This window comes from Mesobacillus stamsii (genome assembly GCF_030814065.1).
In the GTDB taxonomy this organism is placed as follows: domain Bacteria; phylum Bacillota; class Bacilli; order Bacillales; family Cytobacillaceae; genus Mesobacillus; species Mesobacillus stamsii.
In genome coordinates, this window is the sequence record NZ_JAUSUN010000006.1 from 1 (window position 1) to 23,977 (window position 23,977).

32 protein-coding genes and 4 pseudogenes are annotated in these 23,977 nt (G+C 39.7%); 27 read left to right on the forward strand and 9 right to left on the reverse strand.

Annotation, left to right across the window (positions count from 1 at the left end; all coding sequences use genetic code 11):
• Together J2S25_RS06460 and tnpA are read right to left on the reverse strand one after the other, a co-directional pair.
• A pseudogene (locus J2S25_RS06460) lies at positions 1-635 on the reverse strand (RNA-guided endonuclease TnpB family protein); the annotation flags it as partial.
• A 35-nt stretch (positions 636-670) separates the two neighbouring features.
• Positions 671-1,040 (reverse strand): annotated as a pseudogene (tnpA, locus tag J2S25_RS06465) (IS200/IS605 family transposase).
• A 255-nt stretch (positions 1,041-1,295) separates the two neighbouring features.
• Between tnpA and J2S25_RS06470 the strand changes: the two are divergent.
• From J2S25_RS06470 to lepB, 17 genes and pseudogenes are all read left to right on the forward strand, one after another.
• The gene (locus J2S25_RS06470; protein ID WP_044391245.1) at positions 1,296-1,796 is read left to right on the forward strand and encodes a hypothetical protein; all 501 of its coding nucleotides are present in this window, start codon (positions 1,296-1,298) and stop codon (positions 1,794-1,796) included.
• A gap of 149 nt (positions 1,797-1,945) precedes the next feature.
• On the forward strand, positions 1,946-2,263 hold the full coding sequence (locus J2S25_RS06475; RefSeq protein WP_044391260.1) for a DUF3817 domain-containing protein: 318 nt from the start codon (positions 1,946-1,948) through the stop codon (positions 2,261-2,263).
• Entirely contained in the window at positions 2,260-2,526 is a 267-nt protein-coding gene (locus tag J2S25_RS06480) for a DUF1450 domain-containing protein (RefSeq protein WP_052806940.1), read from the forward strand. Before J2S25_RS06475 ends, J2S25_RS06480 begins: the two co-directional genes overlap by 4 nt.
• A 126-nt stretch (positions 2,527-2,652) precedes the next feature.
• Positions 2,653-3,006, forward strand: a complete 354-nt coding sequence (locus J2S25_RS06485; protein ID WP_044391243.1) for a hypothetical protein — start codon at positions 2,653-2,655, stop codon at positions 3,004-3,006.
• Positions 3,007-3,154: 148 nt separating this feature from the next.
• A complete protein-coding gene (locus J2S25_RS06490; RefSeq protein ID WP_307191550.1) occupies positions 3,155-3,664 on the forward strand; it encodes a cell wall hydrolase in 510 nt (169 codons plus the stop codon).
• 132 nt (positions 3,665-3,796) lie between these two features.
• Positions 3,797-4,579: an SGNH/GDSL hydrolase family protein gene (locus tag J2S25_RS06495; RefSeq protein WP_307191551.1), complete on the forward strand. Its 783-nt coding sequence runs from the start codon at positions 3,797-3,799 to the stop codon at positions 4,577-4,579.
• Positions 4,580-4,593: 14 nt separating this feature from the next.
• Positions 4,594-5,505 carry an ABC transporter ATP-binding protein gene (locus tag J2S25_RS06500; protein WP_044391238.1) on the forward strand — a complete coding sequence of 304 codons (912 nt, stop codon included), beginning with the start codon at positions 4,594-4,596 and terminating at the stop codon, positions 5,503-5,505.
• A complete protein-coding gene (locus J2S25_RS06505; protein WP_044391236.1) occupies positions 5,498-6,478 on the forward strand; it encodes a DUF2705 family protein in 981 nt (326 codons plus the stop codon). Before J2S25_RS06500 ends, J2S25_RS06505 begins: the two co-directional genes overlap by 8 nt.
• Positions 6,479-6,776: 298 nt before the next feature.
• Entirely contained in the window at positions 6,777-7,616 is an 840-nt protein-coding gene (locus J2S25_RS06510; protein ID WP_439117490.1) for a DMT family transporter, read from the forward strand.
• Between the two features lie 102 nt (positions 7,617-7,718).
• The gene (locus J2S25_RS06515) at positions 7,719-8,894 is read left to right on the forward strand and encodes an LL-diaminopimelate aminotransferase (protein WP_307191552.1); all 1,176 of its coding nucleotides are present in this window, start codon (positions 7,719-7,721) and stop codon (positions 8,892-8,894) included.
• A 48-nt stretch (positions 8,895-8,942) separates the two neighbouring features.
• Entirely contained in the window at positions 8,943-9,335 is a 393-nt protein-coding gene (locus J2S25_RS06520) for a thiol-disulfide oxidoreductase DCC family protein (RefSeq protein WP_044391233.1), read from the forward strand.
• Positions 9,336-9,449: pseudogene (locus J2S25_RS06525) on the forward strand (helix-turn-helix domain-containing protein); the annotation flags it as partial.
• A 75-nt stretch (positions 9,450-9,524) separates the two neighbouring features.
• A pseudogene (locus J2S25_RS06530) lies at positions 9,525-9,914 on the forward strand (DUF817 family protein); the annotation flags it as partial.
• Positions 9,915-10,011: 97 nt separating this feature from the next.
• Positions 10,012-10,209 carry a twin-arginine translocase TatA/TatE family subunit gene (gene tatA, locus J2S25_RS06535; protein WP_044391232.1) on the forward strand — a complete coding sequence of 66 codons (198 nt, stop codon included), beginning with the start codon at positions 10,012-10,014 and terminating at the stop codon, positions 10,207-10,209.
• A gap of 358 nt (positions 10,210-10,567) precedes the next feature.
• Positions 10,568-11,341, forward strand: coding sequence for a TerC family protein (locus tag J2S25_RS06540; protein WP_044391231.1), 774 nt, complete (start codon positions 10,568-10,570; stop codon positions 11,339-11,341).
• A gap of 189 nt (positions 11,342-11,530) precedes the next feature.
• Entirely contained in the window at positions 11,531-11,764 is a 234-nt protein-coding gene (locus tag J2S25_RS06545; RefSeq protein ID WP_084221705.1) for a glutaredoxin family protein, read from the forward strand.
• 97 nt (positions 11,765-11,861) lie between these two features.
• Positions 11,862-12,407, forward strand: coding sequence for a signal peptidase I (gene lepB, locus J2S25_RS06550; protein ID WP_307191553.1), 546 nt, complete (start codon positions 11,862-11,864; stop codon positions 12,405-12,407).
• A gap of 89 nt (positions 12,408-12,496) precedes the next feature.
• Here the strand turns inward: lepB and J2S25_RS06555 are convergent, their stop codons facing one another.
• On the reverse strand, positions 12,497-12,760 hold the full coding sequence (locus tag J2S25_RS06555) for a hypothetical protein (RefSeq protein WP_307191554.1): 264 nt from the start codon (positions 12,758-12,760) through the stop codon (positions 12,497-12,499).
• Positions 12,761-12,891: 131 nt separating this feature from the next.
• On the opposite strand from J2S25_RS06555, the gene J2S25_RS06560 reads away from it, so the two are divergent.
• On the forward strand, positions 12,892-13,269 hold the full coding sequence (locus J2S25_RS06560; protein ID WP_307191555.1) for a YkvA family protein: 378 nt from the start codon (positions 12,892-12,894) through the stop codon (positions 13,267-13,269).
• A 229-nt stretch (positions 13,270-13,498) separates the two neighbouring features.
• Positions 13,499-13,696, forward strand: coding sequence for a hypothetical protein (locus tag J2S25_RS06565; protein ID WP_307191556.1), 198 nt, complete (start codon positions 13,499-13,501; stop codon positions 13,694-13,696).
• Positions 13,697-13,772: 76 nt separating this feature from the next.
• On the opposite strand, the gene J2S25_RS06570 is transcribed toward J2S25_RS06565, so the two are convergent.
• Positions 13,773-14,090: a hypothetical protein gene (locus tag J2S25_RS06570; RefSeq protein WP_307191557.1), complete on the reverse strand. Its 318-nt coding sequence runs from the start codon at positions 14,088-14,090 to the stop codon at positions 13,773-13,775.
• A 231-nt stretch (positions 14,091-14,321) separates the two neighbouring features.
• Between J2S25_RS06570 and spxA the strand changes: the two genes are divergently transcribed.
• The 5 genes from spxA (at position 14,322) to J2S25_RS06600 (ending at position 16,920) form a co-directional block, all read left to right on the forward strand.
• Complete coding sequence (spxA, locus tag J2S25_RS06575; RefSeq protein WP_044391225.1) at positions 14,322-14,717, forward strand: transcriptional regulator SpxA; 396 nt, start codon at positions 14,322-14,324, stop codon at positions 14,715-14,717.
• A gap of 73 nt (positions 14,718-14,790) precedes the next feature.
• Complete coding sequence (locus tag J2S25_RS06580) at positions 14,791-15,216, forward strand: RrF2 family transcriptional regulator (RefSeq protein ID WP_044391224.1); 426 nt, start codon at positions 14,791-14,793, stop codon at positions 15,214-15,216.
• A gap of 100 nt (positions 15,217-15,316) precedes the next feature.
• Positions 15,317-16,006, forward strand: coding sequence for a DUF421 domain-containing protein (locus J2S25_RS06585; protein ID WP_044391223.1), 690 nt, complete (start codon positions 15,317-15,319; stop codon positions 16,004-16,006).
• A 313-nt stretch (positions 16,007-16,319) separates the two neighbouring features.
• Positions 16,320-16,652 carry a hypothetical protein gene (locus J2S25_RS06595; protein ID WP_307191558.1) on the forward strand — a complete coding sequence of 111 codons (333 nt, stop codon included), beginning with the start codon at positions 16,320-16,322 and terminating at the stop codon, positions 16,650-16,652.
• A complete protein-coding gene (locus J2S25_RS06600) occupies positions 16,645-16,920 on the forward strand; it encodes a hypothetical protein (protein ID WP_307191559.1) in 276 nt (91 codons plus the stop codon). The genes J2S25_RS06595 and J2S25_RS06600 overlap by 8 nt, the downstream gene beginning before the upstream one ends.
• An 82-nt stretch (positions 16,921-17,002) precedes the next feature.
• Here J2S25_RS06600 and J2S25_RS06605 read toward each other — a convergent pair whose 3' ends face one another.
• The 3 genes from J2S25_RS06605 to hxlA form a co-directional block, all read right to left on the reverse strand.
• A complete protein-coding gene (locus J2S25_RS06605; RefSeq protein WP_044391221.1) occupies positions 17,003-17,719 on the reverse strand; it encodes a 3-ketoacyl-ACP reductase in 717 nt (238 codons plus the stop codon).
• A 62-nt stretch (positions 17,720-17,781) separates the two neighbouring features.
• Positions 17,782-18,339, reverse strand: coding sequence for a 6-phospho-3-hexuloisomerase (gene hxlB / locus J2S25_RS06610; protein ID WP_044391220.1), 558 nt, complete (start codon positions 18,337-18,339; stop codon positions 17,782-17,784).
• A gap of 8 nt (positions 18,340-18,347) precedes the next feature.
• A complete protein-coding gene (gene hxlA / locus J2S25_RS06615) occupies positions 18,348-18,980 on the reverse strand; it encodes a 3-hexulose-6-phosphate synthase (protein ID WP_044391219.1) in 633 nt (210 codons plus the stop codon).
• A 212-nt stretch (positions 18,981-19,192) separates the two neighbouring features.
• Here hxlA and J2S25_RS06620 point away from each other — a divergent pair, with 212 nt between their 5' ends.
• Positions 19,193-19,555 (forward strand): winged helix-turn-helix transcriptional regulator, encoded by a 363-nt coding sequence (locus J2S25_RS06620; RefSeq protein WP_044391218.1) that lies wholly within the window; start codon positions 19,193-19,195, stop codon positions 19,553-19,555.
• A gap of 10 nt (positions 19,556-19,565) precedes the next feature.
• On the opposite strand, the gene J2S25_RS06625 is transcribed toward J2S25_RS06620, so the two are convergent.
• Positions 19,566-20,450, reverse strand: coding sequence for a LysR family transcriptional regulator (locus tag J2S25_RS06625; protein WP_044391217.1), 885 nt, complete (start codon positions 20,448-20,450; stop codon positions 19,566-19,568).
• Positions 20,451-20,595: 145 nt separating this feature from the next.
• On the opposite strand from J2S25_RS06625, the gene J2S25_RS06630 reads away from it, so the two are divergent.
• Complete coding sequence (locus J2S25_RS06630; RefSeq protein ID WP_044391216.1) at positions 20,596-21,609, forward strand: YeiH family protein; 1,014 nt, start codon at positions 20,596-20,598, stop codon at positions 21,607-21,609.
• 186 nt (positions 21,610-21,795) lie between these two features.
• Here the strand turns inward: J2S25_RS06630 and J2S25_RS06635 are convergent, their stop codons facing one another.
• Complete coding sequence (locus J2S25_RS06635; protein ID WP_044391214.1) at positions 21,796-22,740, reverse strand: aldo/keto reductase family protein; 945 nt, start codon at positions 22,738-22,740, stop codon at positions 21,796-21,798.
• Between the two features lie 253 nt (positions 22,741-22,993).
• Between J2S25_RS06635 and J2S25_RS06640 the strand changes: the two genes are divergently transcribed.
• Positions 22,994-23,917: a DNA/RNA non-specific endonuclease gene (locus J2S25_RS06640; RefSeq protein ID WP_044391212.1), complete on the forward strand. Its 924-nt coding sequence runs from the start codon at positions 22,994-22,996 to the stop codon at positions 23,915-23,917.
• Positions 23,918-23,977: the final 60 nt, after the last annotated feature.

The following is a 23,977-nucleotide window of genomic DNA, read 5'->3' on the forward strand; positions in this document are numbered from 1 at the left end:
TGTCGATAGAAACGTGGGTAATTGGCTTTCTTACCCTGTTCACTTTCCACATATAGACCATTCATAGCAAAATCTAGTCCAACAACTTTCTGAATCGACACTGGTTTAATTTCTTTCTCGTATTCTGTCAAAATCGAAAGATAGTATTTACCTGATTTTGTTTTAGAAATCGTGCAAGATTTCCATTTATAGTCAGAAGGGATTTCCCTGTGCTATTTGATTTTTACAAGTTTTAGTTTTGGTAGTTTGATATGACCGTCTTTCCATTCGATGTTTCCATTTACTAAGTTAGTTGTGTAGGATTGTTTCGCTTTACGGTTCTTGAACTTTGGAAATTCTGCATTTCCTTCAAAGAAATTCTTATAGGCAGTCTGCAAATTGATTTGTGCGTTCGCTAAAGCTAGCGAATCCACTTCTTTTAGAAATGGAAATTCATCTTTGTATTTGGCAGGAGTCGGAAACTTTTGCTTTTTAAGTGCTTCTTTATCGTCTTTGAACTTCTCATAGGTTTCCTTGCGTTCAGCTAACATCTTGTTATAGACAAAACGAACACAGCCGAATGTTTTAGCTAATAACACTTCCTGTTCTTTGTTTGGCAACAATCGAAATTTGAACGCTTTGTTTTGTTTGGTCATATCCATTCGCCTCACTTTTGACCTTGATTTTCGATCTATTTTTTGATGGTATCAATTGGAGCACCGTCTGTTGTAAGCAGGCAGAAACTTCTTGACCAGAACATTTCTTTCCATAGTTTTTTTCTGATATGCGACAAATCTCTCTTTATCAATCGAGAACTTGCACTCTTATAAACATTGATGAACTTTGATCATTAAGAGTTTGGATGTACTTTGAATAAGATGTGAATAGGGTCTTTATCATGATTCCACTAAAGAAATATTGTACTTACTTCCGATTTCAGTGAACTTATCTTTTGCGAAATCAGATATTTCACTGTCGAACACTTGTCTGCGGTATTTTACAACTAGTACAAGATGATATTACATCAAGAATACTGAATGATTATTACTGTCTAATTTCATTGATAAATCAATCCTTTATTCTATCTAAGACTGATTATACCCAAACCTTTGGCTAAAGCCAACCGAAATTCATCTCCCACCTACTCATTGGGCTTTAGCCCTTCCCATTCCTTGAGGATGAGAGACTTCTTTCGGAAATAGTTTAAAAAATTATATAAAAAGATTGATTTTTGTTAAATAATCCCTTTATAATAAAAAAGCTGTGTGAATTTCAATTCAAAACCGCGTATATATAGAATGAAGGGGAGTAGTGAAATGAAAAAGTTTTGGATTTTCCTAGCTGCAATTGCCTTTGCACTTGGATTGGCAGCTTGTTCGGCGGACAAAGAGGTGCAACCAGGAAATACAGCAACAGAAAAAGCCGAAAAACCGGCAGAAAACCCTAAGAGTACTTTATTCAGATTCTACATGAGCATTGTCAACACAATCAATCAGGCAGATGCTGATTTGAATGCATATGAGGGAGCAGAAGAGCCAACACCTGATGAGAAGGTAGCGGCAAGTACATCTGCAGCTGCTGTTGAAAGTGATTTGCAAGGTTTGGAAGTTCCAGCTGAATTGAAGGATCAAAAAGCAGATCTTGAAGCTGCCCTTAAGGACCTGGCAGAATCATACAATATGAAAGCAGAAGAACTCAAGAAGGATACTCCAGCGCTGGATCCAGCAAATGAGAAATTCGCACAAGCTGAAGAAAAGATCGGAGCAGCATTTGAAAGTGTCGATATGAAAAAACCTTCTCTAGCAAAAGAATTGTAAAAAAACGTAAGAAAAGCTGTCCCGATTGGGACAGCTTTTCTTTTTTTGGAGTCTGTTAGGAACTATATGATTCCTTTTGAAAAAACAAAAAAGTTTAGGAAATAATGCAATGATGTTATAATTTTGAAGGAAGAAAGCAGGTGTTGAATTTGAAGGAAACAGTTATTAATCGTTTTCGTTTGATGGGTTTGATTGAGGGTGGCTCATTGCTGGTGCTTGTTTTCCTCGCGATGCCGTTAAAATATTGGGCTGGTTTTCCTCAGGCTGTACGTCTTGTTGGTTCGCTTCATGGATTGCTTTTTATTCTATATGTAACTATGATCATTTATACTACCGTTAAGGTAAGATGGTCGTTTGTTTGGATAGGAAGTGCATTTGCTGCGGCATTTATTCCTTTTGGCAATATTATTTTGGATCGTTTTTTACAGAAGTCTTTTTTAATAAAAAAAGGAAGTATTAGAAAGTGAGTGTGCTTAAGAAGCTTTTTCCTAAGCAAAAAAAAGTGAAAATAGAGTTCTGCCAACGGAATTTGGAACAGTTTTTGCGCGAAGAGAATTATGCCGTGTACAATGAATTTTTAAACCGTACAAACGTTCAATATAAGGAATATGAATGCCAGAGCAAGTGCAAAGAATGCCGCATGTCTCCTTATGCTATCGTGAACGGCGAACTAGTACAAGCCGAAGACCCAGTTGAGTTGGTGAGAAAGATGAAAGAGTATATAGACTAACCGCCCCGGGTATGCTGGAGCGGTTTTTTCTGCTTACTGCTGTGACTGTTTATACACACCGCCAAATTAAAATGTCTAACATTTCCGTTGATGACATATTTTATTCTAAATGATGGGGGTGGTTTTTTGAAATTTGCCATGCAAAAAGCAATCCTATTGGCAGTAAATATGAAGGATTTTACTGAATTTGTACAGAAACTTGCTACCAATAAATCTGGTTTGATTTTAGATCAAAATAAGCTCTACCAGGTTAAGCTGTGGATGGAGGAGCATAAATTCCGTTCGCTGGCTGAGGAAATACTGAGGATCAATCGGTTTGAGTGGGATGAAAAATATACGTTGTTGCTGGTGAACAGATTTTGGAAGGGCTTCATGATTATTCATGATTATGTAGAATACCATTACTCGGACTTGTTTATTCTGACAGCGAGACTTCATACGCTTAGAAATTTGAGTGAAGAATTTATCTTAAAAATATAATGAAATCATGTAATCGTCATAACATTTTTTGCCCTTCTTGGGAAATGTTAAAGATTCACCCATTGATTCACTAGTGTGTGATCATTGTAAACCTGTTATTCTTTCATGAGACCTGTTCAGTCTGAATCATCATACGAGGAGGTTTATAATGAAGAGATTTTTAATTTTCATTTCCTTTCTAACATTACTAATAGGTTCCTATACCGTTTATGCGGAAACAGAAAAAAATAATCAGGCAAAAACCTTGAAGATAAAAAAGGTGGATGTTGACGTCAAGGAGTTTTCGGCCACAGATAAACGTTTTATCAAGGAAGAAGAGGAGAAGCTTTTGGCTCGCCTTGTCGAAGCAGAGGCGAAAGGTGAGCCATATGAAGGAAAGGTGGCTGTGGCAACTGTGGTTCTGAACCGAGTGGAAAATGAACAGTTTCCTGATACCATAAAAGAAGTGATCTATCAGAAAAACGCATTTCAACCGGTCAAAAATGGCGAAATTCAGAAGCCTGCAAACGAAGAAGCAATGAAAGCAGTCAAAGATGCACTGAAAAATAAGGATAAAAACGACTGCTTATATTTCTATAACCCAGAAACAGCGACAAGCAAGTGGATTTTTTCCCGTAAGGTCGTTAAAAAGATTGGGAATCATGCATTTACCATGTAAAAAGCGCGTACAGCATAAAAGCTGTGCGCTTTTTTTCGTTAGAAAAAAGCATTCTCAATTTTATTATTTTTCATATCGAAGAAATTATTATACAATTAAAGCTTACCAATTAGTGGAACGAGGGGTGGTTAGGTGAAGAAGTATTCTGTTGGATTCACACTGTTTCTTTCGATACTTTCATTAGGTCTGATGCTGGTTGGGTTCGGATGGACTATTCAAAATCAATTTTTGAACAATGGGACACCAAGTGCAATGGAACAGGCAAAACCGGTTGAGGATAAAACAACGAATGATCAAGGGTCCAAGGTAATTGTTGCCCTCGGAGATTCCCTGACGCGGGGGATGGGGGATGACACGGGCAAAGGATATATTGGCTATCTAGTGGATGAACTTGGAGATAAATCAAAAGAGAAAATCACGATACATAACTATGGAGTCAATGGGTATCGTTCGATTCAACTATTAGAACAGTTGCGCCAGGTGGAAATTCAGCGAAAAATTCAAAGTGCAGATTATATCCTGATTACGATTGGTGGCAATGATTTATTCCAGAGCGGTGAAACAATGGATTTGGATGAAAAGAAGATCGCCCAGGCAAAGGCCGGATATCTTAAAAATCTTGACTCGATTTTAAAGGAAGTTAGGACCTTAAATGAATTAGCGATCATTTTTCATATTGGCTTATATAATCCATTTATTGATTTAAATGACTCCGAGCTTACCACCAAGATTGTTCGCGACTGGAATTACGATACGAACGCTCTGCTGGATCAGAAGGAGAAGGCTGTCTATGTACCGACATTTGATTTGTTTCAGCTGAGTGTAAAGGACTATTTGTACACAGATAATTTCCATCCTAACGCAGAGGGGTACAAGCTCATTGCGGAGCGGGTATCATCTTTGATTACATGGTAAGGGGGGAGAGAAAGATGAGTGAGATTACACTGTCTGTAAAAGGGCTGAGAAAGTCGATCGGCAAAAAAGAGATCATTAGGGGAATCGACTTTGATTTAAAAAAAGGAGAGGTCTTTGGATTCCTTGGACCAAATGGAGCAGGAAAGACAACGACCATTCGTATGCTTGTCGGTTTGATCAAACCAAGTGCAGGGTCAATTGAAATTGGCGGTTATAATCTCAGAAATAATTTTACAAAAGCGATGGCGCAAATGGGCTGTATTGTAGAAAATCCCGAACTGTATTCTTATTTGACTGGTTGGGAAAATCTTGAACATTTTGCCAGAATGCTCCCTGAAGTGGACCGTTCTCATATGAATTACGTCGTTAAACTTGTCCGCCTTGAGGAGCGGATTCAGGATCCTGTAAAAACCTATTCCCTTGGGATGAGGCAGCGTTTAGGAATTGCACAGGCTTTGCTTGGCAAGCCAAAGGTGCTGATACTGGATGAACCCACTAACGGGCTAGATCCGATGGGAATAAGGGAAATGCGGAATTTTATCCGTTATCTGGCAGAAGAGGATGGGCTGACCGTTCTAGTTTCGAGCCACTTATTGAGTGAAATCCAGCTGATGTGTGATCGTGTCGCCATTATTTCAAAGGGCTCCGTGATTAAGGTTGATTATGTGGAAAACCTTTTGGCCATGCAGGAAAAAGTTATCTGGCAAGTGGAACCAAGAGAAGCTGCTAAAGAGATTTTAAGCAGTGTTACAGATGTTATAGACGGTCCGGATGGGACAATCATCACCCCATATCTTGAAATTCAATCAGCAAATTGGAATCAGATGTTAGTGGAAAAAGGGATTCACGTGAACGAAATGAATAGGAAATCGCCTGCGCTTGAAGACTTATTCCTAGAGTTGACTGGAGGTGAATCGATTGATTAGCCTGGTAAGGAATGAAATGCTGAAAATCGTCCGCAAAAAAAGAATTCTTATTGTGGCGGGAATCATCGCCGTGCTTGTTGCCCTTTTTACCTATTCTCAGTATCGTGATTTGGAAAGAAGGCTAGAGCGCTTCGGAGATGTGGATTGGCGGACAACTGTGCAGCAGCAAATTATCGATATGCAAAATAGGCTAACTAGCAGCGGGATTTCAGATGAATGGAAAAGCGAGCTCCAACTGACAATTCAGCAGCAACAATATTACCTTGATAACAATGTCAATCCGATGGAGCCAGGTGCTCCTAGCTTTGCAAGGATGTTCGCAGAGCATTCGATCAATCTGCTGCTGCCATTGATGATCATGGTCGTGGCAGCTGATATCGTTTCTGCTGAACGCACAGCAGGCACGGTAAAACTTTTGCTAACAAGGCCGGTAAAGCGTTGGAAGATTCTAATGAGCAAATACCTTGCATTGATTTTGTCCGTTTCCATTATCGTCATATTGTTTGGAGTGCTTTCCTATTTGATTTCAGGGTTCGTTTTTGGCTATCTAGGTTGGTCAGCTCCCGTTATTACCGGATTCAGTGTCGCAGGGAACGAACTGAACACCAATGCAGTACAAATGATCCCGCAGTGGCAATATTTGTTAATGGAATTCAGTCTTGTATGGTTTGTGGCGTTGATTGTCGGTACAATCACCTTTATGCTTTCCGTTCTGATCCGCAACACACCAGCGGGAATGGGCGTCATGCTCGCCGCGTTAATTTCTGGAGCGATTTTAAGCAGTATGGTCGCCTCCTGGGAATCAGCAAAATATCTATTCATGATCAATTTGAATCTGACAGGATACCTGTCCGGCCAAGCGCCACCAATTGAAGGAATGACATTAGGTTTTTCGCTGATCGTGCTCGCCGTTTGGGGATTAGCAGCTTTGGTTGTTTCGTTTGCCGTCTTTATTAGGCAGGATATCTATTAAAACCGATTCAGTCATTAAAAAAAACATGGAGAGAATGAGAAAACGGTTGCAGTTGTAAATTTCATAGAAAATCCTGCGATTATGGTAGTCGCAGGATTTTCTGTATTTTAAAACTATCCGCTAGCCCTGCCGTAAAGGGGGACTCCATTAGGATTTTTTCAGGGGGATGGCTGTTACAGTTCCACGGCCTTTCAACTTGCAGGAAATTGCTTTATGAAGAAAGAATATAGTAGAAAGGGTAGGAGGGATCTATTTGCCTGAAAAAAGAATTCATCCGGTTTTATTCAGCGTGCTTATTATGGTGACAACTTTTCTAATGGGGTCTTCTTTTACGGTAGGAAAAATAGGGTTGACATATGTATCTCCCTTACTATTGGTGGGTTTAAGGTTCACAATTGCGGGAGTCCTTATGGCAATTATCGTCAGGAAAAAACCATTGCCTGCAAATATTTCAGATTGGGGAAGGGTTTTTACAATTGGATTGATGCAAACCGCCGGCGTAATGGGAGCGATTTTCCTCAGTTTACGAACGATTACAGCGGGAGAATCCTCGATATTAACATTCACGAATCCGTTGCTTGTTGTGTTAATGGGAACGGTATTCCTTCGGATTCGGTACAGGTTGCTGCAATGGATTGGTGCCGGCGTCGGATTCCTTGGTGTGTTCATCACACTTGGATTTCACTTACAGCTGACAACTGGAACCCTTCTGGGGCTGGGAGCTGCTGTGTCCTGGTCGATAGGGACGATCTTGATCAAAAAATGGGGAAGTCTCTTTAATGTCTGGGTGTTGACCGCATATCAAATGCTCTTTGGCGGACTCATTTTGTTAGTGATGAGCTTAACGATGGAAAATCCACGTCTTACGATCAATATGGCATCCGTATCAATTATTTTATGGCTTGCAATCATGGCATCGATTGTTCAGTTTGCAATCTGGTTTTACCTCCTCAATCAAGGGGATCCAGGAAAAACAAGCGCCTTTCTCTTCCTTGCTCCATTTTTTGGAGTGCTTTCAGGCTGGATGATGGGAGAAGTTGTCGAATGGTATGTGTACGCAGGCGGAGCGTTCATCTTTACAGGGATTTTTCTAGTGAACTGGAATTTCGCAAAGAGAAAGGAAATAAGCTTGCCGTAAAATGTTTGAAATTGGTACTAGAACGAAAAATGCGATCCTGTTATAATTAAATTTATATTTCAAAAATTTTGAACAGTATATAAAATGAGAAGAGGAATCTCCATGACCACGTACGGCTCAGAAAAGATCAGAAAAATGACTTCCAGCATTTTTCAGGAAGTTGTAGACCGGAAGCAGGCGGCCTTGATGCATGGCAAAGATGTCATTGACCTTAGTATCGGAAGTCCGGATTTTCAGCCACCGGCATTTGTGATGGAAACATTGGCGAAATATTCAATGGATTCCAGCAAGTATGGATATACTTTAAAGGGGATTGCTGAGTTCAATGAAGCAGTTTCCTATTTTTACAGACAACGTTATTCGGTCGAGCTGGATGACAACACTGAAGTGCTGCAGTTAATGGGGTCACAGGATGGGCTAGCACATCTAGCAACTGTAATTGTTGATCCGGGGGACTATGTTTTGGTACCTGATCCAGGGTATCCAATCTATGAAGCAAGCGTTACTATTGCGGGCGGAGAGATTTATCCTATGCCACTGTTGGCGGAAAATAGTTTTCTGCCAAAGCTGAATGAGATTCCTGAAGAAGTACTGCGAAAAACAAAAATGATGATTTTAAGCTACCCAGGAAATCCTGTTACTGCACTGGCTGACAGTAGCTTTTTTGAAGAGGTCGTTGCATTTGCGAATGTACATAATATTCTAGTTGTGCATGACTTCGCGTATTCTGAATTGATTTATGATGGAAACCCACAAATCAGTTTTCTGTCTGTTCCGGGGGCGAAAGAGGTGGGCATTGAGTTTAACTCTTTGTCCAAAACCTTTAATATGGCTGGCTGCCGCATTGGCTATGCGGCAGGAAATTCAGAGGTTATCCGCCTGCTTGCGTCGTTTAAATCCCATATCGATTATGGCGTATTTTATCCGATTCAAAAAGCTGCAATAGCTGCATTGACGTCTGACTTTTCGTTTCTTGAAGATCAGCTGAAGCGGTATCAGGCAAGGCGAGATGTTCTCGTGACAGGTTTCCAAACGAGCGGGTGGCAGGTGGAAAAATCACCGGCAACGATGTTTGTTTGGGCTAAAATCCCAGCAGGATGGAAGTCTCGCGAGTTTGCCTTCAAGTTGATAGAGGATGAAGGGATCGTCGTTGTCCCTGGGGATGCTTTTGGACTACAGGGAGAAGGCTATGTCAGAATTGCCATGGTACAGCCGTCCGAAAAACTGGAAGAGGCAGCACAGCGGGTAAATGAATTTTTGCTTGGTTTTCCGGTTTGAACATCCAAAAGGGGTATATGGCAGTAAGTCGTGGAGGTGGGCTAGTCTGTGGAGCCTGTTATATTATTTGATGGAGTTTGCAATTTTTGTGATGCCAGTGTTCAATTTATTCTCAAACGGGATAAAAAAGAGAGATTCTTCTTTGCCTCGCTTCAAAGCGATGCGGGACAGAAGCTTTTGAAGAAATACCATGTTCCTGAAGATGTCGATAGCATGATAGTAATAGAAGATGGAAGAGTATTTTATAAGTCAGAGGCTGCTCTCAGAATCAGCCGCCAACTAAAAAGTCCTTGGTGGCTGCTTTATGGTTTCATCCTTATACCTGCTCCCATAAGGAATATTGGATATGATTTCATTGCTAAAAATAGACTCAAATGGTTCGGCCAGAAGGAACGCTGCATGCTTCCACCGGAAAATTTTAGAAGAAGATTCTTATCATAAAATGGAAAAGCAAAAGCAATCAGGGTTTCAACCTTAGATGCCATTTGCAAAGCTTTAGAATGCCAGCCGGGTGACCTATTGGAATATCAAAGTGACGAAGATAGGAAAAACTGAGGTGGGGGACTTTAACCATGAGACCAATCATGCATTCGTTTTGGCTGGGAACAGGCACTTTCGTGCATCTTTCCTGTTATGATATTGGCAGCAACCATCTACTTGAACTTTTTCTCGCATCACTTTTGGCTGGATATCCGTTGGTGGTTATCCGATTTCGTGGTGATCGTTTTTTGGAGCTCTCGGGTCACATATGAAGTTGGCGGAACTACCTATCGTATGCCAATCGTTTTATCTTTTGTTCTCATCGGATTTTTCATCTGGATCGCCGAAAATATCGCGACTTTTTTCGGTGCCTGGCAATACCCAAATCAAAAGGAGGCATGGACGCTGGTACACCTTGGAAAAGTGAGTTCGTGGCTCTTATTGGTCATCGTCAGCTTTCTGATTGTCGCTACTTTAAAGCAGATAAAAGCTAAGCCGCCTGCAAACATAAATACTGTTCCACTAGGAAAGTATCAGTAACGATTTTCCAAGCAAAAGTTTCATTCATGAAAAAGGGTGCAAAAGATGATTGTTATCCGTTATAATAAAAGTAACTTTTTTCATTAGGAGAGATAGAATGCTTTCAAATATAGGGTTTCCCGGATTAATTCTCATCCTTGTGATTGCACTGATAATTTTTGGGCCAAACAAGCTTCCGGAAGTTGGACGGGCAGTCGGAAAATCCATGAGGGAATTTAAGAATGCGACTAGCGGAATCACCGATGAAATCAAAAAGGAACTCAGAGAAGACAAAAAAGCGCATAAGAATGAATAAAAAGCTGCCGCGAAGCAGTTTTTTTCTTTTCTTACCGGTGCTAATACGATAATCATGGTAGCAACCTGTTACATATTTTTACAGAGAATTTTTTTGCCAAAATAAGAGATATTTGTTGAATTATTTCCCGAATGGATATAGAGTTATATAGTTGATGTGGATATAGGTAAACGAAGAATACTTCCATATATTCGGCGGATTGCTTCCTGATTAATGGGTCATTCTAATGGAAACAACAAAAGATGCTCCTAAGTTATTTTTCGATAAATATGGTTTCCACCTAAACACGCTAAACTTGCGTATAAACAGAGGGTGATTTACGAGAATAGCCGGGGCCAGAGATAAAGGAGAGAGGTTGATGGAATCACTTTGGCTTGAATATGCCTGGGCATTATTGATATTGATTGGTCTGGAAGGTTTATTATCGGCCGACAATGCTTTAGTATTGGCAATCATTGCAAAACATTTACCTGATAATCAAAAGAAAAAGGCGATCAGTTATGGTATTATCATGGCGTTCTTCTTCCGATTCGGGGCCCTTTTTGCAATTTCTTACATTGCAAACGTCTGGCAGGTGCAGGCTATTGGAGCCGCGTACTTACTATATTTGGGGTTAAAACATGTCATTCAGGCTAAATTTGGCACGAAAAATGAAGATATACATAAAGAGGATGAAAAGGAAGCAAAAGGTTTGGGATTTTGGCCGACAGTTACTAAAATCGGTGTTGCTGACCTGGCATTTGCAATTGACTCTATTCTTGCTGCAGTCGCGCTTGCTCTTGGCCTTCCGGACTCCCCGCTTGGAAATTTTGGTGGTATGGATGGCGGGAAATTCCTGGTTGTTCTCCTTGGGGGAGTTTCTGGTCTAATTCTCATCAAGTTTGCGGCTACTTGGTTTGTGAAACTGCTTGACGAGCGTCCTGCATTGGAAACAACTGCTTATACGATTGTTGCCTGGGTAGGTGTGAAATTGGCTGTTATTACGCTTTCTCATGAAAAAATCGCCATTTTGGATCACGATTTCCCGCATAGTACATTGTGGACAACCATTTTTTATAGTGTATTAGTAGCAATCGCCCTGATCGGCTGGTTTGCTCCAGGACAAAAAGCTGAGGACAAAGGAAAAGCATAAAATCTTTAAAAAAGTGCGTACATCCACATTGGATGTACGCACTTTTTTTCACAATCGCTACTCATTCTGTTTTTTAAAAATAAAATAGGGAAAAATAATCATATCCCGGAGCATTTATTTTGAAAAAATTTATCATTACTGGGATAATCCATAAATAGAAGGAAATAAAAATTTAAGGAGGCATTTAAAATGAATGATATTACAGTTTACACAACAAACACTTGACCTTACTGCACAATGATGAAACAATTCCTTGAGGGTCAAGGATTAACCTACAAAGAAGTAAATGTACAATACGATCAACAAGCTGCACAAAAGTTAGTGGAAGAAACGGGCCAAATGGGTGTACCGCAAACGAAAGTGAATGGCCACTGGGTACTTGGGTTTGACCCGGATACGCTTATGCAGTATGTGAAAAAATAAATTTTTCATTAAAAAAGGGGCTTTGGCCTCTTTTTTTCATGATCCTTGTTATAATGAGAAGAAATCATGCCTGACAACATGAAAGGGTGCAAGTTCTGTGGTAAAAAAACGAAATGAACTATGGGAATGGACTAAGGCTTTCCTTATCGCAATTTTATTAGTTTTTGTTATACGTGCTTTTCTCTTTACTCCAATTGAAGTAAAGGGTGCTTCAATGGAACCTACTTTGCACAACGAAGAGAGAATGTTCGTTACCAAGGTCGGCGAACCAAAGCGATTTGATATTGTCGTGTTCCACGCAACCGAACAAAAGGATTACATAAAAAGGGTGATCGGATTGCCGGGAGACCGTGTAGAATATAAAAACGATGTCCTTTACATCAACGGAAAGCCATATGAGGAGCCGTATTTGGATGAAAAGAAAAAGCAATTGCTGGATGGACCACTGACTGGATCTTTTACCTTGGAAGAGACAGCTGTAGGAGCAAAAGTAGTACCAGAAGGGCATATTTTTGTGATGGGCGACAACAGAAGGAATAGTAAAGACAGCCGTCACATTGGTGCTGTCCCAATTGATAAAATTGTTGGAAAGACAAAGGTTGTTTTTTACCCTCTAAAAGATATGAAGATTATTGGTGATTAAAGGGAATTATTAAAAAAAGATTGGTTGTGAAGCGTAGATGCATAAGGAAGCTCAGAGAGACAAACTCTGAGCCTTTCCATTTCTGATTGTCAAGATTTGGTTAGCAACTGCTTGTCTAATAGATTGTTTTTTAAGGTCAATAGGTTCGCGAATAAGTCTTCCTCGTCTGCACCGAGTTCGAATATAGCATCAGTGATTTCAGTTAAGCGGGAAGTGTCATTCACCTGATCGAGGAAGAATTTAAATTCCTGGTAGATCGACTGTTTTTCAGGTTCTAAGAGGCTTGATTTAAGATAATGCTCGTCCAGTTCCAGGTAAATAAAAGATCTTTGTGATTCAGCGATTTTACTCATAAATTTACCACCCCTGATCCTTTTGATTTTCGTGATCCTATCCCTATTATATGGAACGGTTGTTCTATTTGTAAACTGATAATTTTCAGTTTTCTAAACTTTATCTCTATTTGAATGAAAGAAGGGTAACAATGGGGAAGACGATGGAACAATTCAAAATGCGGATGAAAAAATGGAAAGAAGATATTTTTGTGATCGCCGAAGCATACAAGCATCCTGATACGCCTTTTTACATGAAGGTTTTCGCTTGGATTGTTGTCGCCTATGCTTTCAGTCCTATTGACCTAATTCCCGATTTTATTCCGATCCTTGGTTATCTGGATGATCTCATCCTAATTCCGTTTGGAATTACGATTTTGTTAAAACTCCTTCCTGACCATATCATCCAGGAATCACGTGAAAAAGTAGCCGCAACCGATAACGTGAAAAAGAAGAATTGGCTGGCAGGAGTGATTATTATCTTATTATGGGCAACCGGCATATACTGGGTGGTGAAGCAATCTTGGTGACTGAGGTTTAGAAAATATTAAGAGGTGGTACTTTTGCTTTTTCATTATCATTTTTGACCATATTGGCTTTCTCGTACCGGATAAGGAACAAGAAATCATTTGTAAAAATGCAGAAAAAAGGGACTGGAAAGTAGATCGTGGCGAGCGAAGGATTTTTATCTCCACACCATATGATTTTCGAATAGAGCTACAGACACACGAATATTTGGTAGATTCAATGGAAGATAAAATGGAAGAAATAACAATGGAAACGAAAAAAGAAGGCTTGGCAGAGGATATTCTTTATTTGTTCAGCAAGCCTGTGAAACAATTACATACGATAATCGGCAATACCGTAACCATCAGGGAAGCCATCATGAACAATTTCCCGGTTAAACAGGCAGAGGATCCGAATGGAGTCAAAATTTTGAACGGAGGTTTTCAATAAGCAATTAATAATTCGCAGTGAAAGCGCTGAAGCTGGACAATTCCCTTTTTTGTAAAAGAATGGCCTCTGCCTAAAATTAATAGTCCTTGTATCTAATGTACTCATAGTTTGATGTAGGGACTTGTTTAATAATATTCCCGGCCTTGTCTCTGTAAAATTCATACTCTCTGTAGGTCTCAACAAGGTAACCGTCGACCACTTTGTCAAGCGTTTCTTCGTGCAGGTATTCCAACTCAGGGATGATGGTTTCTAAAATATCTTGATTGGATTCTAGGTCTTCCTGTAAAGTGGTATTCGTCTCCAAATCAGTATTTTTTTGTGCGATTTGAGGATAGGCATAAACAAGATAGATACAGATTAGCATGAGGATGGATAACCCGAATATACGTATCAATTTATTAGCTCCTTTTAATTACATTTCAGTAATTACTATGCCTGTCCACGGAAGAATATGACCACGGGATCTGGATTTGAAAGAGAATGTTTGGCGTTAGCAAAAATTCTCTTGACTAAATTAACTGTAAAGATTAATATTACAGTATGCGAAATTATCTTTAAACGAAAGCAATTTAACGGTATAACTGTAATTTTTATTTTTACAGTAAAAAAAGGAGTTGTGAGGTTTATGGTAACTTTATATATTACATCTAGTTGTACTTCATGCCGCAAAGCAAAAGCATGGCTTCAAGAGCATCAAATCGATTATGTTGAGAGAAACATCGTTTCCAACCCGCTAACCGTGGATGAAATCAAATCGATTCTTCGTTTGACAGAAGATGGAACGGAAGAAATTATCTCTAAGAACTCCAAAACATACCAGAAGCTAGATCTCGATATCGATTCTCTACCACTGAATCAGCTGTATGACCTGATCATAAAAAATCCGCAAATGCTGCGCAGGCCGATTATCCAGGATCACAAAAGATTGCAGGTTGGCTATAATGAAGAAGAAATTCGTAGCTTCTTGCCGCGGAAACTGCGCACTTTTACCGGGTATGAATGGGAAAGTATGGCCAATTAACGGGGGGTTCATTTATATTCGGACATGTTAACTGTACTATAAAGTATTATAGATAGAAACGAGGAGGCAGGCTATGAACAGTGATTTTACTCTTGCCATTCACAGCTTAACGTTGCTTGCACTGCAGCCTGGCAGAATGACGACAAGCGATGCAATCGCAGACAGTGCCGGTGTTCATCCGGTACGAATTCGCAAAGTATTGGCTCTGTTAAAAAAACATGGTTTTATCAAATCAAAAGAAGGTACCGGCGGCGGCTTTATTTTTGCCTTGGGCTTAAATGAAGTTAACCTCTGGGATATTTATAAATTAACATCAGAAGGCGCCATACAGCCAAAATGCCCCGATTCCAATGAAAAATGTGTGGTCGGTGCTCATATGCAAAAGGTTCTGTTTGCCATTTTCCAAGGAGCAGAAGAACACTTAGGAGAATTCCTGAAGCACTATTCCATTAAACAACTGGTAGATCTCATCAAGCAGGAGAAAGAAAACTGTGAATAGAAAGATAATAGAACAATCAACTACTTGAATAAATTTTTTACAAAAAATACGGTTCAACTTCCTTATTTCTTCCCATAATGGGAAGGAAGGAGTGGGAGTAGTGAATCATTATTTATCGATTGCACTTGAGTTGACGAGTGGGTTTGTTTTTTTATTTCTGATGACGAAAATGCAGGGGAAGACTCAATTCTCACAAATTACTCCATTTGATTTCATTTCAGCTATTATACTCGGTGAATTGGTTGGAAATGCCATTTATGACCAAGAAGTGAAAATTGATGAAATTGCCTTTGCTGTCGCTTTGTGGGGAATTCTTGTTTATGTAACAGAAATGATCACTCAGAAATTCCTCCGTTCACGAAAATCACTTGAAGGAGAACCAAATATCGTCATTCGCAATGGAAAAATCAAATACGATGCGTTGAAAAAAGCGAAGCTGGATATCAATCAACTGCAAAGTCTAGTCAGGCAGCAGGGATATTTTTCATTAAGGGAAATTGAATTTGCGATCATCGAAATGAACGGAATGGTCAGTGTCCTTCCAAAAGCGGATTACGATCTCCCAAAGAATAGCGACATGAAAATCAAAACAAAGGATCCAAGTCTGCCAATTAACATGATTTTGGATGGAGAAGTAATACACGCGAATCTGCAAGAAGCAGGGCTCGATGAACAGTGGCTTAAGCGAGAACTTGAAAAGCAAAAAATCCAACACTTCAAAGATGTGCTGTTTGCCGAATGGAAACAAAATGAACAGCTGTTTGTCCAAGAATATGACATCCGTTCATAAACATCCAACGATCATTCTCTATCCGTTCAATAATGGTAGCTAGAAACGAAAAAGGAGCTTGCCTAGTTGGCAAGCCTCTTTGTCGGTTATTTATTATTATTTACATATTTACCGTAATCTGGAATGGCAAGGTCATCAAATTCATCAACGAGCTTTCTTAAGTTATCTCTTAGTGTTTCTGCTGCCATTGGGATTCCATGTCCGAGGGGAAAATGCTTGCATAAGGGTATCTTTCCGCAAGAAAGTTGCCCTTTGGCAGTAGTTTTAGTAAAAAAAACACAAAACATATAAAATTTGGGGAGTTGCGATAACGATGAGTAACAAAGTTATCCCTTTTAGATTGATTGAACAGAAAGAAGACACAAATGGATTAGTTATTGTGTTACCTGGGGCGGGTTACACAACCCAAGCTCCATTGTTATATTACACAACTGGAGCATTTTACAATAAAGGGTTCGATGTATTACATATTAACTATTCATTTAGCGGGCAAGAGTTGACTTCACTGAATGAAAGGGATTTTGCAAAAGATGTACTCTTTGCGATAAACAGCGCAATCAATGATAAAAAAAAACAATTATTATATTGTGGCAAAATCTATTGGAACAAAAGCTTTGAGCTATCTGATCGATCATCCAATGTTTAAAGATGCCAAAGTAGTATGGTTGACTCCTTTGCTACAAAATGATGCTGTATTTAATGCAATGGTTAACAGTAATAATAAAGGGCTTTGTGTTATTGGAGAAAAAGATTATTTTTGTTTTATTGAAGAACGTTTTGAAAAATTGAAAACTATTCCAAATCTTACATTTCATGTGGTTGAAGAGGGAAATCACAGTTTGGAACTTGAGAACGATCCAATAAAATCAATTGAAATATTAAAAAATGTCATTTCTTATCTAAATGAGTTTTAAATACGTAGTCCGAAAAGGGTATTTTATTTGAAATGAAGAATCGCTTAACAAGGGCGTTAAGCGATTTACGGTTGATAAGGCCTTATGGATTAGTGGACCACAATCCAGCCGTTTTAACGAAGACTCTTGGGTGCAGTTTCAATCCAGCGACAAGAAGGTCTGCTAGATCTTCTGGCTGCATGACATTTTCAGGGTTTCCGCTGATCAGATTGCTTTCGACAGCAAGATCGGTTGCCACTGTACTTGGAGTCAAAGCGGTTACGCGGACATTATGCTTCCTTACCTCCAGCATTAATGATTCGGTCAATCCAAGGACTGCAAATTTAGAAGCGGAGTAAGCGCTAGTGACTGGTGCTCCTTTTTGGCCTGCAGTAGAGGAGATGTTCACAATGTCTCCGGATTTTCTTTCAATCATTTCTGGTAAAACTGCTCTTGTCACGTTGTACACACCCATCAGGTTAACGCGGACAATCTTTTCCCATTCTTCAGGGGAAAGATCCATAAAGCCGCCAAACTTCGCTATCCCGGCATTGTTGACTAAAATATCAATTGCGCCAAGATCTGATTTGATATGCTCTACCGCATGCTGGATACCTTCAAGATCAGAGACATCGGCGGAAGCAGCTGAAATAGTAACATCATATTGCTCGAGTTCTTCAGTCAATATTTCGAGATTAGACATTGTCAATCCAATTAATCCAAGATTGACACCTTCTTTAGCTAGGGCAATCGCAACTGCTCGTCCAATTCCTCGGCCTGCCCCTGTAACAATTGCTGTTTTTCCTTTTAATGAAATCATGTATCATTCCTCCTTCTAAAAAATTGCCGAAAGACCGCCTGTCATCAGGCAGCCTTCCGGTTTTATTCAAGATTAGCATGTTTTCCGTACATTTTGTTAGTATCCAAATCTTTTTTCTCCATGAATCTGAGGATGATCGCATCGTAAAAAAGAAGCAGAGTCTGCTCAAACAGGGATCCCATTGGCTGAATCGTGTTGTAGTCTCCCTCTGATTGGTCCTTTGGTGAACCAGGCAGCTGAACAATGATATCTGCCAGCTGACCTATTGTCGATTCGGGAAAAATCGTTACAGCAGCAATGGTACCGCCAATGTTCTTTGCCTTTTCCGCCATAGAAACAAGACTTTTTGTTTCCCCTGAACCTGATCCGATAATCAAAATATCCTCTTTTTCAAAACCAGGAGTGACTGTTTCGCCAATGACATGGGCCTTAATCCCCATATGCATCATTCGCATTGCAAAAGACTTTGCCATGAATCCGGATCTGCCGGCACCAGCAACAAAAACTTTTTTAGAATCGAGGATGCCGTTGACAAGAGCTTCTGCAGCTTCATCCGAAATTAATTCTGCTGACGGGTGAAGCTCCATTAAAATTTCAGAAAGGTACTGTGTAGTCCGCATTTTGATTGTTACCCTTGCTGCATCATTTGCTTCATTTTCTCAGCAGTTGATTTCTTATCATCTTGGCCGGTAATGCCGCCGCCGACAATGACAAGATCCGGCTGAACTTTCACAACTTCAGCAAGGGTATCCAATTTAATTCCGCCTGCAATCGCTGTTTTTGCGTTTTTCACAACGTTTTTAATTGTTTGTAGGTCTTCAAATGAATTTTTTCCGACTGCTTGAAGATCGTAACCAGTGTGGACACAAATATAATCCACTCCCATTGCATCCAATTCTTTTGCTCGTCCAGCCAGGTCTTTGACAGCGATCATGTCAACAAGGATTTTTTTTCCTTGTTTTTTCGCTTCCTCGACAGCGCCTTTGATGGACATATCTTCTGCAGCACCAAGAATGGTGATAATATCTGCTCCTGCTTCTGAAGCCTTCATTACTTCGTATCCAGCAGCATCCATAATTTTAAGGTCTGCTAAAACCTTAAGATTAGGGAATGCCTCTTTCATTGCCTTGACAGCTTGGAGTCCTTCGTTGATGACAACCGGTGTCCCAATTTCCACGATGTCAATATGCTCCTCCACTTCTTTCACCACTTGAATCGCTTCTGGGATGTTCACTAAATCTAATGCCAATTGTAATTCCATTTCTATTCCACTTCCTTATATTTATTGTTGGTACACAATTGTAACCTATCCAATTGTGCGTGTTTATTTTCATGCCAAGTGTAACCAACTTCATTTTTGGCCTTGTTGTAAGTATACTGCGTATAAATTATAATTGTAAGTACGCACTTTTTTCTTACATAGTGACAAAAAGTATACTAAGTGATATTCTATGACTAGAGAGGTGATGTGAGATGGCGAGAATGGATGCAAAAACATTCAACTGTGAAAAAGAGTTGACCCTTGCAGTGATTGGCGGAAAGTGGAAGATGTTGATTTTATGGCATCTCGGCAAAGAGGGCACAAAGAGGTTTGGGGAATTAAAGGCCTTGATGCCTGGTATTACGCAAAGAATGCTCGTGAATCAACTGCGCGAACTGGAAGACGACCAAATTGTGGAACGAAAAGTTTATCCGGTTGTCCCACCGAAAGTGGAATACTCGTTGACAAAGCAAGGAGAAAGCTTGATGCCGATTCTTGACTCGATGTATCAATGGGGGAAGAATTATATGGAGAATGTACTTGAAAAACCTGATAATACAGCATCCTCCAAATGAAAAGACCACATTAGCTTGTGGTCTTTTTTACTAAAGATTCAATAAAAATCTCGACTGCTTTTGTATGAAATTCAACTTGTGGAGTGATTATAGAAAAATTTCGTGAGATAGGAAATCCGTCTATCTCAAGGATCTTTACTTTCCCAAGCTCCAATTCGTTTTTTATCGAAGCGTGCGAGAGGATAGAAATGCCAAGGCCAGCTTCAATGGATTCCTTAATTACTTGCGTACTCCCAAATGTCCTACACTTCTTCGGAGAAAATCCCATTTGTTTAAATCCCTTTTCTTGCATCTCTCTCGTTCCTGAACCTTCTTCCCGAACTAGCCATGTCTCTAGATGCAATAACAAAGGATCAATTTCGTTTGCTGTTGCTAGAGGGTGATTGGAAGGAACTGTAATGGATAATTCGTCAATAGCAAAAGGAATCATTTTTAAATGATCTGCATTAGTCTCTCCTTCGATTATTCCAACATCTATCTTGTGTTTCATGAGTAAATTTATAATTTCATGCGAATTTTTTATCGTAATGATTGGGTTTACTAACGGATACATTTTAAGCATGCTGGCAATTTTATGAGGAAGAATGTATTCCCCGAAAGTATAACTGGCACCGATAGAAATCGGACCACTTGCGGTATGTTTTAAGTCATCAATAAGTCTTTCCATTCGAGCATAAAGACCTAAAATTTCCGTTGCATGATGAAATACTATTTCTCCAGCTTTGCTAAGCCGAACATATTTATTTGTCCGCTCTAATAATTTTATCCCCATGTTTTTTTCTAATGATTGAATATAATTGCTGACTGCTGGTTGTGTCATATGAAGAAGTTCCGCGGCTCGTGTAAAGTTTTTTTGTTCTACAACAGTAGTAAATACAAGTAAAGATTGATCCATAAAAAAATTCCTCCTATTGTATCAAAATGGTATTTGCAATATTCATAAGTAAACATATATCACTACTATAATTATAATCTATTTTACTTATTATCAAAACCATTATACGCTTAAAGCAAGAAAGTAACCTAGAGGAGTGGTTAAAATGAATACATCATTAGCAAAAACTAAGAATGCGTCCTCGTCAATCGGTGGCCTGGGATTTACCTTTATTATTGCGTTAATTAGTTTTGGATTATCCAAATTACCCGGGTTAGATCATATCGGTCAGCTTGCCTGTGCAATCATCATTGCTGTAGTTTATCGACAAATTTGGGGATATCCTGAAAAATTCCGTACAGGTATTCAGTTCTCTGCCAAAAGATTATTAAGGATTGCTATTATTCTCTTTGGATTAAAATTGAACATTGATATAGTTTTACACCAAGGGATAGGTTTACTTGCAAGAGGGGTTGGCACGATCGTTTTTTCCATCCTACTTACAATGTTGCTGGCAAAATTATTTAAGGCGAATTCTTCCTTATCCTTGTTATTAGGAATTGGAACAGGGGTGTGTGGCGCTGCTGCGATTGCAGCAGTTTCCCCAATTTTGAAAGCAAAGGAGGAAGACACTGCGATTGGTGCCGGAATCATTGCTTTTGTTGGTACCATTTTCGCTATAACCTACACAATCTTACGTCCGTTTCTTCCTTTGACAGACCTTCAATACGGTGTTTGGTCAGGTGTAGGTCTACACGAAATTGCTCATGTTGCCTTAGCAGGAGCGCCTGCAGGTCCAGATGCACTTGCTATTGCTTTGCTCGCGAAACTAGGCCGTGTTTTCTTGCTCGTTCCGCTTAGTTTTATTCTTATGTATTGGATGAAACGAAAAAATCAAGTGGAATCCGATTCTGAGGCTAAAATTGAATTTCCCTGGTTTCTCATAGGATTTATTATGATGAGCTTGTTTGGAAGTTATGTCCTCGGTCATTTGATACCCGTCCCAACGAGTGTCATGAATAGCATTTCTTTTTTCACTTCTTTTATTCTAACTATGGCTATGATTGGATTAGGGCTAAATGTTCGTCTAAGCGACCTTAGAACGAAAGCGCTAAGACCACTTCTAGCAATGGCTATTACGTCTGTTTTGCTATCAGTTGTCACATATTTCACGATCTAAATACGACAGTCTCAGTTCTATTTGAACTTTTCACTATTTTTATATTGGTTTAGTTAAAAATTATTATCAATCGATTAGAAATAAAAAAACCAAGCATCCTGTCAATGACGGGATCCTTGGTTTTTTCGATGTTTACCAGGAAATTATAAAATTATCTAGTTGTTGGTAACGCTTGCGCTTTCTGTATTAGTTAATAAGGATTTCATTGATTTTCTGTAGTGCATCATGGGATAATTTAATGCCGGATGCCTTGACGTTTTCCTCCAGCTGTTGCGGGCGGCTTGCACCTACAATGGCACTTGATACGTTTGATTGTCTTAAAATCCAGGCAATAGCAAGTTGCGCCAACGTTACATTCTCTTCAGCGGCAACGGATTTTAACTGTTCCACTTTGTCAAGGTTTTGTTGTGTGAGGATATGGGACATATTAGTATTTTGTTGTGCTGCACGGCTTCCCTCTGGTGCCAGCTTGTCTTTTGAATACTTACCTGTTAACACGCCTTGTGCTAGAGGAGAGAAAACAACCTGACCGATTCCATGTTTTTCACTGATAGGAATAATTTCGTTTTCTATGTTTCGGTGAAGCATACTGTAATTTGGCTGGTTAACGACAATTCTGTCGAGCAGTTTTTTATCAGCCAAATGGACCGCTTCGGTAATTTGTTCAGCTGTCCATTCGCTGACTCCAAGATAGAGAACCTTTCCCTGCCTTACGAGATCGTCAAGGGCACGCAAAGTTTCTTCCAGTGGAGTTTCAGGATGATAGCGATGGCAATAATAGATATCGATGTAGTCTAAGCCAAGCCGCTCCAAACTAGCATCGCATTGCTCGATAATATGCTTTCGTGAAAGCCCCTGATCGTTCGGACCCTCTCCCATTTTGCCAAAAACCTTTGTTGCTAATACATACGAACTTCTAGGATACTTGGACAATGCTTTCCCGACTACTTTTTCGGCTTCGCCCCTAATATAGACATTGGCCGTATCAAAGAAATTAATGCCTGACTCATACGCTAAATCAATCGAATTTACGGCATTCTGCTCTTCCACATACCCACCATATGTAAGCCAGCTTCCAAGACTTATTTCACTTACTTTCAATCCGGTATTGCCTAAACGCCGATATTCCATATAAAGGCCTCCTGTTTTTAGAATTTACTTAATACTTACACTATAAGGCAGGATAGACGATAGGTCCATTATTTGCTATCGAAATTCGAAAGAAGGGGAATCCAATCTCATGGAAAACACGTTTCCAAGTATGTTCAAGAAGATAAAAATAGATTCCACTGAAAAAATGGTAAAATAGGAATATACTATTAACAATAAGCTTACAATGTAAAACGAATGCTCACTTGTAACCTAGTTTAGGAGAGTCTAAAAAATGAAAAAGAAAATGCATTATGTACTATTGCTTTTCACAATTATTTCTTTGGTTGGTTGTGCCAATGTCGAAAATGCCTCGATTGCGGATCAAGATAAAAATTCACAAGAAGAAACGACAGTTACTCCGGATCGTGTTAAAAACCCGCAAATGGTGGATGAACCAGTAGTAGAGGAAACTCCTACTCAGGCAAATAAAGAACAGTTCTCAGGATACAAATTTATTGAAGTGGATGGCGGTGATTTGTCTGGAGATCGTGAACCGAACGTCGTCGTCGACATTGGGTATGGGGACCGAGAATATTGGGCTTTTACTAATGAATATGGACAACTGGTTCGAGTCATTGCTGCTGAAATCATACTGCAAGATGACAAGATCGAAGCTGTGTTATCTTCCGGCAGATACTACGCTGATGAGGCAAAGGTCCCTGGTGTAGAGAGCGCTGTATTAGATGAAGGGCATGTCATTGCTGATGCACTTGGTGGGGTATCAAATGCCTATAATATTACCCCGCAGGATAGTACGCTAAACCGTCATGGTGATCAAGCTTATATGGAAGAGGTGATCCGCAGTGCGGGAGGAGCCACTAATTTTGAAGCGATTATCACCTATCCGAATACGGAAACGCAGATTCCTTCCCATTATCAGTATACCTATACAGTAAAAGGGAATAAGATCATGGATACATTTGACAATGTTAACCCTGATGAAGTAAATGTATCGCTTGGATTAACAGGCAGTGTGCCTTCTGAATCAACTAGTTCAATCACAAACGGCGATGTTTCAAGTGTTGATACAAATGGAAATGGACAGGTAACGATTAAAGAAGCGAAAGCAGCAGGTTTTCGTATGCCAATTACCTCGGATCATTGGTTATATCCTTATATGTACGATGCAGACAAGGACGGTATGGTAGGGGAGTAGCCAAGTTAACAGACTGGGAATTCTAAAAAGGGTTCGTTTCCTTTATCAGCTCGATGTTTG